The sequence below is a fragment of the Gandjariella thermophila genome, from assembly GCF_005405885.1.
GTDB classification, from domain to species: domain Bacteria; phylum Actinomycetota; class Actinomycetes; order Mycobacteriales; family Pseudonocardiaceae; genus Gandjariella; species Gandjariella thermophila.
In genome coordinates this window covers 28,901-39,580 of sequence record NZ_BJFL01000021.1, presented here as the reverse complement: position 1 = coordinate 39,580, position 10,680 = coordinate 28,901, and the positions used below count along the sequence as shown (strand labels likewise).

Sequence of the window (10,680 nt, the reverse complement as noted above, 5' to 3'; positions counted from 1 at the left end):
GCGAATTGCTGCCCGGCCGGCACGGGGTTAGGACTCAACCGCCGCCGCGGCCTCCCGCTATTCGCGGCGGCGCCGTTTGTCCCGCGCCCAGGCGGACCCGCCCAAAGGGGGAACCGTGATTGCGTCAACCCATGCCCGCCGCCGCATCGCCATGATCGGCGGGGCCGCGCTCGCCGCCACCGTCCTGCTCCTGGCACCGACCGCTCCGGCCGAGGCCGGCGCCACTGCCGGCGACGCGGACGACCATGCCCTCGGCTCGCAGATCGCCGCGCACGAGGGCGGGGTGCTGGAGCGCGCCGCGCCACCCACGCCCCGGGCCGGCCTGACCAGGGGGGTGGACGTCAGCGCCCACCAGCGCGCGGTCAACTGGGCCGCGGTGGCCGCGGGCGGCGCCCGGTTCGCCTACGTCAAGGCCACCGAGGGCACCACCTACCACAACCGGTACTTCGCCCAGCAGTACAACGGTTCCTACCGGGCCGGCCTGGTGCGCGGCGCCTACCACTTCGCCCTGCCGGACCGGTCGGACGGCGCCGCCCAGGCGAACTTCTTCGTCGACCACGGCGGCGGCTGGTCACCCGACGGGCGGACGCTGCCCCCGGCGCTGGACATGGAGTACAACCCGTACGGCGATGCCTGCTACCGGATGAGCCCCCGGGACCTGGTCGGCTGGATCAGGGCGTTCAGCGAGCGGGTGCGGGCGCGGACCGGCCGCTACCCGGTGATCTACACCAGCACCCGGTGGTGGGCGCGGTGTACCGGTAACGACCGCAGCCTGGGTGGCGCGCACCCGCTGTGGATCCCGCGGTACGGCCCGCGCATCGGTGCCCTGCCCGCCGGGTGGACGGTGCATCGCATCTGGCAGTACGCGAACTCCGGACCGCTGCCCGGCGACCAGAACTACTTCAACGGCGACCAGCGCCAACTGCACGCATTCGCGCTCCGCTGAACGGGTTGCCACCGGTAGCCCTGGTCGGCCGCATTCCTTGCACCATGTCCGTGACAAATTAACCGCAAATATAGCTAATCAGTTGGTAAGGCGGCGACACTGTCCGGTCGGAGGGCGGCGCCGCACGTGCCCGCCGCCCCTGGCCCCAGCTCGCACCTGTGAGGCCACCATGAGATCGCTTGTTCGAGGAATGCTGCGGGCGCTGCTCGCGGCGGTGACCGGCGGCGCGCTGTGCGCCGCACCCGCCCTGCTTCCGGCCGGAGCCCCGGCGCAGGCGGAACCCGCGCCGAACGCGCGCCCCGCCGCCCCGCCGGCCGGTCCGGCCAATCCGGACGACGACCACGCCGGCGCGCAGATCGCCCGGCGCGAGGGGACCGGCCGGTCCCGCGGTGTGCCGCCGCCCCGGGTGGCCCGTACCCAGGGCCTCGACGTCAGCAGCCACCAGGGCAACGTCGACTGGGCGGCGGTGGTCGCGAAGGGGGCGGCGTTCGCCTACGTCAAGGCCACCGAGGGCACCACCTACCGGAACCCGTTCTTCGCTCAGCAGTACAACGGCTCCTACCAGGCCGGCCTGATCCGCGGCGCCTACCACTTCGCGCTGCCCAACGTCTCCGACGGGGTCGCCCAGGCGAACTTCTTCGTCGACCACGGCGGCGGCTGGTCGCCGGACGGCCGGACGCTGCCGCCCGCGCTGGACATCGAGTACAACCCGTACGGGCCGATCTGCTACGGGCTGTCCCAGCGGGACATGGTCGGCTGGATCAGGGCGTTCAGCGACCAGGTGCATGCCCGTACCGGTCGGTGGCCGACGATCTACACCTCGACCCGGTGGTGGTCGGCCTGCACCGGCAACCTGGGCGACTTCAGCGACACCAACCCGCTGTGGTTGGCGCGGTACGCGGCGGACCCCGGCCCGATGCCGTTCGACTGGGACTTCCACACCTTCTGGCAGTACGACGACGCCGGCGCCTTCCCGGGCGACCAGGACTCCTTCAACGGCTCACTCGACCGGCTGAGGGCACTGGCGCTCGGCTGATCGTCCGCCGCCCGTTCAGGTGAACAGAAAATTAGTAACGCGAAAGCGTGACTTTTGGTTCATTGTCAAGCACACTCGTCGCCTGCCGGCCGCCACCCGGCGGCCGGCGTCCCACCCAGGAAGGGGTCCACGATGCGACTCATGCTCGGTGCCCGGTGGCGGCTGGTGCCGGCCGCCGCGGGCCTCCTCACCAGCGCACTGTTATGCGGCCTGGCCGGTACGCCCGGCGCCGCGGCCACGCCCGCCGGCGTCCCCGCGGAGCCCGGGATCACCCACCCCGACGCCGACCACGCCGGCTCGGAGATCGTCAAGCACGAGGGCCGCGAGCCCGGGTCGGGCGTACTGCCGAACGTCGTCCGCACCCCGGGCCTGGACGTCAGCGCCTACCAGGGCAGCGTGAACTGGACGTCGGTGGTGGCCAACGGTGCGAAGTTCGCCTACGTCAAGGCCACCGAGGGCACCGGGTACACCAACCCCTCGTTCACCCAGCAGTACAACGGCTCCTACCAGGCCGGCCTGATCCGCGGCGCGTACCACTTCGCGCTGCCGGACCGGTCCGGCGGGGCCACCCAGGCCGACTACTTCGTCAACCACGGCGGCGGCTGGTCCCGGGACGGCAAGACACTGCCGCCCATGCTGGACGTCGAGTACAACCCGTACGGGGCCGCCTGTTACGGGCTGAGCCAGGCCGCGATGCGCTCGTGGATCCAGGCGTTCAGCGACCGGGTGCACGCCCGCACCAGCCGCTACCCCACCGTCTACACGTCGACGACCTGGTGGACGCAGTGCACCGGGAACTGGTCCGGCCTCGGCTCGACCAACCCGCTGTTCATCGCCCGCTACGCGAGCAGTCCGGGCACCCTGCCGGCCGGCTGGGCGTTCTGGACGTTCTGGCAGTACGCCGACAGCGGGGTGTTCCCCGGTGACCAGGACTACTTCAACGGCGCCACGGACCGGTTGACCGCACTGGCGCTCGGCTGAGGGCGCGTTCCGGACCTGGACGGAGCGACGATGACGAGTCGAGGAACGCGCCGGGGCCGGAACTGACGCCGCATGCAGCGGGCCGAACGGGGGTTGCTCCTCCCCGAGGACCCTGCGGAGCCCCGTTCCGCCCGCTGGATGCCGGAGCCCCGGCGGGGAGGCGGCGCACCCGGTTGGCCCATACTGGGTGGAATCCGGCGGCAGGGGTGAATGAGGCGTGAGCGCGACAACCGGCGGTGACCTGGGCACGTTCCTGCGGTCACGGCGAACCCGGGTGGGGCCCGGCGAGGTGGGGCTGATCGCGGGCGGCAGCCTGCGCCGCACCCCCGGGCTGCAACGCGAGGAGTTGGCGCTGCTCGCCGGGCTCAGCGTGGACTACTACACGCGGCTGGAGGAGGGCGTGGCGCACCAGCCGTCGAGCAGCGTGCTCGACGCGCTGGCCCGGGTGCTGCGGCTGGACGACGACGAGCGGGCCCACCTGTTCGCCCTCGCCGAGCAGGGCCCGGCGGCCGGCACGCCGGCACCGGCCGAGGAGGTGCGCGCGCCGGTGCTCCGGGTGGTCACCTCGCTGCCCACCCCGGCCTGGGTGTGCGACCACCGCCTCGACGTGCTGGCGTGGAACGCGCCGGCCGAGGCGCTGCACACCCGCTGGTCCGACCTGCCGGTGCGGGAGCGCAACCTGCTCCGCTTCACGCTGCTCGACCCGCGCGCCCGGGAGATGTACGTGCACTGGGAGCGCGTCGGCCGGGAACTGATCGCCCGGCTGCGCGCGTCCACCACGCACTGGCCGGACGATGCCCGGGTCACTGAGCTGGTCGACGAGCTCACCGAGGCGAGCCCCGAGTTCCGCGCCTGGTGGCCGTACTACGACGTGGTCGAGCCGGGCTACGGTCCGGTCGAGTACCAGCATCCGGTGCTCGGCCACCTGGAGTTGGACTACGAGATGATGCGGCTGGCCGGCCCGCAGGAGCAGCACCTGCTGGTGCTCACCGCCGAGCCGGGCACCCCGTCCGCCGAACGCCTCGCCCGGCTCTGCCCGGACGGCTGATCGGCCCGGTGCTGCACCAAGTGTTGCACCTCAGTAGGATACGGGTATGCCCACCGAGCGGCAGCGGTACATGATCACCGCGACCGACGACGTGCAGTCCGCGCTGGCCGCGGCGGCCCGGCGGTGGCCCGGCGAGACGCCGCCCCAGTTGCTGCGCGCCTGATCAACGAGGGGCAGCGCGCACTGCGCGGCGATGTCGAGCACCGGCGCCGGCTCATCACCGCGAACGCCGGCGCGCTCTCCGGCACCTACGAGGCCGGTTACCTGGAGCGGCTGCACCAGGAGTGGCCGGAGTGATCGCGCTCGACGCGACGATCCTGATCGCCTACCTCGACGACACCGACCCGCATCACGCCACGGCCACCGCCCTGCTCGCCGAGCAGGCGGGCAGCCCGTTCGCCACCAGCGCACTGGCCCTGGCGGAGACGCTGGTCCGCCCGGTGGTCCGCGGCGCGGCGGACCGGGTGATCGATATTCTGGTCAGCCAACTGGAGATCACCGCCGTGCCCACCATGGGCAGCGAAGCGCCGCGACTGGCCGAGATTCGCGCGCATACCGGCCTGAAGATGCCCGACTGCTGCGTGCTGCTCGCCGCCGAACGGGTCAGTGCGTCGAAACTGGCCACGTTCGACGAGCGACTGGCCCGGGTGGCCGCCGATCGTGGGCTGGCGGTGTTGCCCGGGACGAACTGACCGAGCCGGCCCGTGAGGGCAGCCCGAAGGTCAGTCGAACAGCGCCGGCAGGGTGCCCTCCCAGGTTTCCCGCAGCTCCGCCACGCCGATCGAGCCGACGCCCTGGATCTCCAGTGCCCGCGCGTCCGGGTCGACCACACCGATCCGGGTCCACGGCAGCCCGCGCATGGTGCACATGTCGGTGAACCGCGGTTCCTCGGTGCGCGGCACGGTGACCAGCACCCGCCCGGCCGACTCGCTGAACAGCCAGACGAAGAGGTCGACGCCGTCCGGCGGCGCGATCCGGCAGCCCGTCTCGTCGATCAGCACCGCCTCGACCAGCGCCTGAGCCAGCCCGCCCTCGGACAGGTCGTGCGCGGCGGAGACCATGCCGTCCCGCGACCCGGCGACGAGGATCTCCGCGAGCAGCTTCTCCCGGGCCATGTCCACCGCGGGCGGGCGACCGCCGAGGTGGCCGTGCACCACGTGCGCCCACTCCGAGCCGCCGAACTCGTCCCGGGTCTCGCCGAGCAGCAGCAGCGCGTCGCCGGCCTGCCCGCCGATCCCGGTGGGGATGCGCCGCCGCACGTCGTCGATCACGCCGAGCACGCCGACCACCGGGGTGGGCAGGATCGCCGTCGACCCGGTCTGGTTGTAGAAGCTGACGTTGCCGCCGGTGACCGGGATGCCCAGCGCCACGCAGCCGTCCGCCAGCCCGCGGACCGCCTGCTCGAACTGCCACATCACGCCGGGGTCCTCGGGCGAGCCGAAGTTCAGGCAGTTGGTCACCGCCACTGGGGTGGCTCCGGTGACCGCGACGTTGCGGTACGCCTCGGCCAGCGCGAGCTGGGTGCCGGCATACGGGTCGAGCCGCACGTACCGGCCGTTGCAGTCGGTGGACACCGCCACGCCGCGCCCGGTGGTCTCGTCGATCCGGATCATGCCGGCGTCGGCGGGCTGGGCGAGCACGGTGCCGCCGCGCACGTAGTGGTCGTACTGCTGGGTCACCCAGCGCCGCGAGCACAGGTTCGGCGACGCCGCCATCCGCAGCACGGTGTCCCGCAAGTCGTCCGGAGTGGACGGTCGGGGCAGCGCGTCCGGGATGTTGGCCCGCAACGCGTCCTGGTCGGTGGGGCGCTGCACCGGACGCCGGTACACCGGACCCTGGTGCGCCACGGTGCGCGGCGGCACGTCCACCACGGTCTCGCCGTGCCAGGTGATCACCAGCCGGTCGCCCTCGGTGACCTCACCGATCTCCGTGGCGGTCACCTCCCACCTGTCGCACACCCGCATGAAGGCGTCCACATCGGACGGACGGACCACGGCGCACATGCGCTCCTGGGACTCGCTGGACAGGATCTCCGCCGGGGTCATGCCCTCGGCGCGCAGCGGCACCCGGTCCAGCTCGACCCGCATGCCGCCGTCGCCGGCGCTGGCCAACTCGCTGGTCGCGCAGGACAGCCCGGCGCCCCCGAGGTCCTGGATGCCGACCACCAGGCCCTCCCGGAACAGCTCCAGGCAGCACTCGATGAGCACCTTCTCGGTGAACGGATCACCGACCTGCACGCTGGGCAGCTTCTTGCGGCCCGGCCCGGTCTCCTCGCCGGAGAAGGTGTCACTGGCCAGCACGGATACCCCGCCGATGCCGTCCAGCCCGGTACGCGCACCGAACAGGATGATCTTGTTGCCGACGCCGGTGGCGTGCGCGAGGTGCAGGTCCTCCACCCGCATCGCGCCCACGCACAGCGCGTTGACCAGCGGGTTGCCCGCGTAGGACGGGTCGAACACGACCTCGCCGCCGATGTTGGGCAGGCCCAGGCAGTTGCCGTAGCCGCCGATGCCGGCGACCACCCCGGGCAGCACCCGCCGGGTATCCGGGGCGTCGGCCGGGCCGAACCGCAGCGGGTCCATCACCGCCAGCGGCCGGGCGCCCATGGCCAGGATGTCCCGCACGATGCCGCCGACTCCGGTGGCCGCGCCCTGATAGGGCTCCACATAGGACGGATGGTTGTGGCTCTCCACCTTGAAGGTGACCGCCCAGCCGTCGCCGACGTCGACCACGCCGGCGTTCTCGCCGATGCCGGCGAGCATCTTCTCCCGCATCTGCGGTGTGGTGGTCTCGCCGAAGTAGCGCAGGTGCACCTTGGAGGACTTGTAGGAGCAGTGCTCGCTCCACATCACCGAGTACATGGCCAGCTCGGCGTCGGTGGGACGGCGGCCGAGGATGTCCCGGATCCGCTGGTACTCGTCGTCCTTCAGGCCCAGCTCGCGGTACGGCTGCGGGTGATCCCGGGTGGCCGCGGCGTGCTCGACCGTATCGATCTGCTGGATGCTGGTCACCGGCCGCTCACCGCCTCCGCGAGCGCACCGGCGGCACCCACCGCGTCGAGCACGGAGAGGAACAGGCCGAGGCCGTCGTCGGTGGGCCCGGTGAGCGGGTCGATCGCGTGCTCCGGGTGCGGCATCAGGCCGACCACCCGGCCGCGCGCGTCGGTGATCCCGGCGATGTCGTTGCGCGAGCCGTTCGGGCTGCCGGTGCCGCCGCCGGAGTCGAGCAGGTAGCGGAACACCACCCGGCCCTCGCCCTCCAACTCGTCGAGGGTGTGCTGGTCGGCGACGTAGCAGCCCTCCCCGGACTTCAGCGGCACCAGGATCTCCGCGCCCGGCTCGAACCGGGTGCTCCACACCGTCGCGGTGTTCTCCACCCGCAGCCACTGGTCCCGGCAGACGAAGTGCAGGCTGGCGTTGCGGGTCAGCGCGCCGGGCAGCAGGCCGGCCTCGCAGAGGACCTGAAAGCCGTTGCAGATGCCGAGCACCGGCATGCCCCGCTTCGCCGCGGCCACCACCTCGCCCATCACCGGGGCGAACCGGGCAATCGCGCCGGCCCGCAGGTAGTCGCCGTAGGAGAAGCCGCCGGGCACCACCACCGCGTCCACCCCGCGCAGGTCGGCGTCGGCGTGCCAGAGCGCCACCGCCTCGGCGCCCGCGTGCCGCACCGCGCGGGCGGCGTCCACGTCGTCCAGCGTGCCCGGGAAGATGATCACGCCGATCCTGCTCACGGCTCGACCCTCCGCACCACCCAGTCCTCGATCACCGGGTTGGCCAGGAAGGTTTCCGCGATCTTGGCGAGTGTCGCGTCGTCAACGGCGTCGTCGACCTCCAACTCGAAGCGCTTGCCTTGACGGACGCTGGTCACGCCCTCGAAGCCGAGCCGGGGCAGCGCCTTGGCCACCGCTTGGCCCTGCGGGTCGAGAATCTCGGGCTTGGGCATGACGTCGACAACGACTCGGGCCACTGGGGATGCTCCCGTGTTTCTCCAGGCCGACGGTACCTGCGAAGACTACCCGGCAAGGTGAGCCGGACCGAAATCGCGGGAGGTCGGCCCGGGTGGCGTCGGCGTTCGCCGTGCGCGAGAGCCGTGGCGGGGCCGCGATCTCGGCGGCAGGGTGAGCACATGCGGATGCTGGTGCTGGGTGGGACGGTGTTCCTCGGCCGCACGGTCGCCGAGGAGGGGGTGCGCCGGGGCCACGAGGTGGTCTGCGCGGCGCGCGGCGAGTCGGGGACGGTGCCGGACGGGGCGCGGCTGGTCCGGGTGGACCGGAACGCCGAGGACGCCCTCGCCGCGCTGGCCGGGGAGCGGTTCGACGCCGTGGTGGACGTGGCGACCATGTCCTACCGGTGGGTCAGCGAGGCGCTGCGGGCGCTGGCCGACCGCTCCGGGCACTGGACGTTCGTGTCGTCCATCAACGTGTACGCGGACACCGAAACCGTCGGGCAGACCACCGACGCTCCGCTGCTCGACCCGGTGACCGCCGAGGCCGATCGGCCCACACCGGAGGTCGATCCCCACCTGTACGGCGGGATCAAGGTGGCCAGCGAGAACGCGGTGCGCGAGGCGACGGGCGAGCGGGCACTCGTGGTGCGTGCCGGGTTGATCGTCGGACCCGGCGACCGGTACGACCGGTTCGGCTACTGGCCGGCCCGGTTCTCCCGGGGCGGCCGGGTGGCCGTGCCGGACGTCCCCAAGCAGCCGTTCCAGTACGTCGACGTGCGGGACCTGGCCGCGTGGATCGTGTCCGCGAGCGAGCAGCGGTTGCCCGGCACCTTCGACGGCGCCGGACCGGCGCGGCCGCTGCTGGACGTGCTGCGGGACATCGCCGACGCGGTGGGCGCGCCGGGCACCGAACTGGTGCCGGTCCCGGTGGAGACGTTGCTCGAGGCGGGTGTCACGCCCTGGGCGGGGCCGCGGTCGCTGCCGCTGTGGGCGCCGAGCACCCACCACGGTTTCGTCGCCCACGACACCACCGCCACCCTGGCCGCCGGGCTGCGGCCCCGCCCGCTGGCCGAGGTGGCCAGGGACGCGCTCGGCTACGAGCGGAGCCTCGGCCTGGACCGGGAGCGCCGGGCCGGGCTGACCCCCGCCGGCGAGGCCGACCTGCTCGCCCGGCTCTGAGCACGGCGCCGTGGCGGCCGCGCCACGCCCCGGGCCCTAGGGTGGGGTGCGGAAACTGCCGGCCGGAAAGGTAACCCGATGCGGATCGTCCACTTCGGACATGCGTGCGTACTTGTCGACACCGGCTCGGCCCGCCTGCTGTTCGACCCCGGCGTGTTCTCCTCCGGGTTCGAGGGCGAGCGGAACCTGGACGGCATCCTGATCACCCACCAGCACTTCGACCACCTGGACGCCGACCGGCTGCCCGCGCTGGCCGCCGCCAACCCGGACGCGGCGGTCGTGGTGGACCCCGGCTCGGCGGGCCAGGTCGCCGAACTGGGGCTGACCACCGCGCGCACGGCCCGCCCCGGCGACGTGCTGGAGATCGGCGGCGCCACCGTGCACGCGGTCGGCGGCGACCACGCGGTCATCCACCCCGAGGTACCGATCGTGCCGAACACCGGGTACGTGGTCGACCACGGCGCGTTCTACCACCCCGGCGACTCCTTCTTCGTGCCCGAGCAGCGCGTCGACGTGCTCGGCCTGCCGACCGGCGCGCCGTGGCTGAAGGCCGCCGAGGCGGTGGAGTTCCTGCGCGCGGTGGCGCCCCGGGTGGGCGTGCCCATCCACGAGGCCGTGCTGGCCAGGCCGGAACTGCACTACGGGCTGTTCGAGCGGCTCGCCCCGGAGGGCACCGCGGTCAGGGTGCTCACCGTCGGGGAGCCGTCCGAGGTCTGACCGCGGTCCCGGGACGGGCTCCGCACCACGCGTTCCGGCCGCACCGCCGGCGGGCCGAACGCCGCGTAGGTCGTCGGCTCGATGCCGTGGTGCAGCGCGATGTCCACGGCGTCGAGCACGGCCTGCCGGGGGCCGGAGCGGGCCAGGTCGGCGGCGTCCACCGCGATCCGCACCGGCCGGCCCCGGCGGGCCGCCCTGGCGACGCCCAGCACCAGCGCCCGGCACCACCACGGCTCGGCGGCCTCCCCGCCGGCCAGCCCGCCGAAACCGTGCACCCTGGCGCGCAGTTCCGTGCCGGTGCGCAGGCTGCGGACCGCCTCCGCGTCGGCGCACACCGCGAAGCCGTGCCGGCGCAGCGCGGCCAGCGTGCCCCGGGAGGCGCGCCAGCGGGGCGCGGCGAAGCAGCCGGTGGCCAGCCCGAACTCGCGCAGCAGCCGGCGGGCGGCCAGCAGCCGCAGCCCCGCCTCGTGCGCCGGCAGCGCGGCGAACTCGGCCCTGGGCCGGGGGACCAGCGCGCCGAGCCGGCACGGGTTGTCGTCGTGGTCGTATCCGTGCATCACCACCGCGTCACCGCCGCGGGCGCGTTCGGCCACCCAGGACAGCACCTCGGCGCTGGGCCGTTCCCGGCCCGGCCGGGGCGCCACGAGCAGCGACAGCGGCACGTTCCTCCGGTCCAGCTCGGCGGCCAGGTCCGCACCGTGGTGCAGGGTCACGGCCGTGATGCCGGACAACGAGACGGCGAGCGGGGATCCCATGCCCCCATGGCGCCGCGCCGGAGTGACACCGGCTTGACCCTCAGGTGACCGGGCGGCACCAAGTCGGCGAAAT

12 protein-coding genes are annotated in these 10,680 nt (G+C 73.3%); 8 read left to right on the top strand and 4 right to left on the bottom strand.

Going from position 1 to position 10,680, the window contains the following annotated elements:
* The first annotated feature begins 151 nt into the window (after positions 1-151).
* From FFT21_RS18595 to FFT21_RS18575, 6 genes are all read left to right on the top strand, one after another.
* Positions 152-946: a lysozyme gene (locus FFT21_RS18595; protein ID WP_137815228.1), complete on the top strand. Its 795-nt coding sequence runs from the start codon at positions 152-154 to the stop codon at positions 944-946.
* Between the two features lie 169 nt (positions 947-1,115).
* Positions 1,116-1,982 carry a lysozyme gene (locus FFT21_RS18590; protein WP_225978541.1) on the top strand — a complete coding sequence of 289 codons (867 nt, stop codon included), beginning with the start codon at positions 1,116-1,118 and terminating at the stop codon, positions 1,980-1,982.
* A gap of 132 nt (positions 1,983-2,114) precedes the next feature.
* Positions 2,115-2,963 (top strand): lysozyme, encoded by an 849-nt coding sequence (locus tag FFT21_RS18585; protein WP_225978540.1) that lies wholly within the window; start codon positions 2,115-2,117, stop codon positions 2,961-2,963.
* A 217-nt stretch (positions 2,964-3,180) separates the two neighbouring features.
* Positions 3,181-4,011: a helix-turn-helix domain-containing protein gene (locus tag FFT21_RS18580; protein WP_137815172.1), complete on the top strand. Its 831-nt coding sequence runs from the start codon at positions 3,181-3,183 to the stop codon at positions 4,009-4,011.
* Between the two features lie 123 nt (positions 4,012-4,134).
* Positions 4,135-4,308, top strand: a complete 174-nt coding sequence (locus FFT21_RS28865; protein ID WP_153816559.1) for a hypothetical protein — start codon at positions 4,135-4,137, stop codon at positions 4,306-4,308.
* Positions 4,305-4,703 carry a type II toxin-antitoxin system VapC family toxin gene (locus FFT21_RS18575; RefSeq protein ID WP_137815171.1) on the top strand — a complete coding sequence of 133 codons (399 nt, stop codon included), beginning with the start codon at positions 4,305-4,307 and terminating at the stop codon, positions 4,701-4,703. Before FFT21_RS28865 ends, FFT21_RS18575 begins: the two co-directional genes overlap by 4 nt.
* 30 nt (positions 4,704-4,733) lie before the next feature.
* On the opposite strand, the gene purL is transcribed toward FFT21_RS18575, so the two are convergent.
* The 3 genes from purL to purS are packed head-to-tail and all read right to left on the bottom strand — an operon-like array spanning position 4,734 to position 7,977.
* Positions 4,734-7,022, bottom strand: coding sequence for a phosphoribosylformylglycinamidine synthase subunit PurL (gene purL, locus FFT21_RS18570; protein ID WP_192909624.1), 2,289 nt, complete (start codon positions 7,020-7,022; stop codon positions 4,734-4,736).
* A complete protein-coding gene (gene purQ / locus FFT21_RS18565) occupies positions 7,019-7,741 on the bottom strand; it encodes a phosphoribosylformylglycinamidine synthase subunit PurQ (RefSeq protein WP_192909623.1) in 723 nt (240 codons plus the stop codon). The genes purL and purQ overlap by 4 nt, the downstream gene beginning before the upstream one ends.
* The gene (gene purS, locus FFT21_RS18560) at positions 7,738-7,977 is read right to left on the bottom strand and encodes a phosphoribosylformylglycinamidine synthase subunit PurS (protein WP_137815169.1); all 240 of its coding nucleotides are present in this window, start codon (positions 7,975-7,977) and stop codon (positions 7,738-7,740) included. Before purS ends, purQ begins: the two co-directional genes overlap by 4 nt.
* Before the next feature lie 159 nt (positions 7,978-8,136).
* Between purS and FFT21_RS18555 the strand changes: the two genes are divergently transcribed.
* Both FFT21_RS18555 and FFT21_RS18550 read left to right on the top strand, forming a co-directional pair.
* The gene (locus FFT21_RS18555) at positions 8,137-9,135 is read left to right on the top strand and encodes an NAD-dependent epimerase/dehydratase family protein (protein WP_137815168.1); all 999 of its coding nucleotides are present in this window, start codon (positions 8,137-8,139) and stop codon (positions 9,133-9,135) included.
* Positions 9,136-9,213: 78 nt separating this feature from the next.
* Positions 9,214-9,852 carry an MBL fold metallo-hydrolase gene (locus FFT21_RS18550; protein WP_137815167.1) on the top strand — a complete coding sequence of 213 codons (639 nt, stop codon included), beginning with the start codon at positions 9,214-9,216 and terminating at the stop codon, positions 9,850-9,852.
* On the opposite strand, the gene FFT21_RS18545 is transcribed toward FFT21_RS18550, so the two are convergent.
* Complete coding sequence (locus FFT21_RS18545; protein ID WP_137815166.1) at positions 9,774-10,607, bottom strand: DUF2334 domain-containing protein; 834 nt, start codon at positions 10,605-10,607, stop codon at positions 9,774-9,776. The two genes, FFT21_RS18550 and FFT21_RS18545, sit on opposite strands and share 79 nt — an antisense overlap.
* Positions 10,608-10,680: the final 73 nt, after the last annotated feature.

Bases quoted from the DNA above. Each gene is read 5' to 3' on its own strand.
- FFT21_RS18595 (WP_137815228.1), top strand. From the start codon at position 152: ATGATCGGCGGGGCCGCGCTCGCCGCCACCGTCCTGCTCCTGGCACCG.
- FFT21_RS18545 (WP_137815166.1), bottom strand. From the start codon at position 10,607: ATGGGATCCCCGCTCGCCGTCTCGTTGTCCGGCATCACGGCCGTGACC.
- FFT21_RS18550 (WP_137815167.1), top strand. From the start codon at position 9,214: ATGCGGATCGTCCACTTCGGACATGCGTGCGTACTTGTCGACACCGGC.
- FFT21_RS18585 (WP_225978540.1), top strand. From the start codon at position 2,115: ATGCGACTCATGCTCGGTGCCCGGTGGCGGCTGGTGCCGGCCGCCGCG.
- FFT21_RS18590 (WP_225978541.1), top strand. From the start codon at position 1,116: ATGAGATCGCTTGTTCGAGGAATGCTGCGGGCGCTGCTCGCGGCGGTG.
- FFT21_RS18555 (WP_137815168.1), top strand. From the start codon at position 8,137: ATGCGGATGCTGGTGCTGGGTGGGACGGTGTTCCTCGGCCGCACGGTC.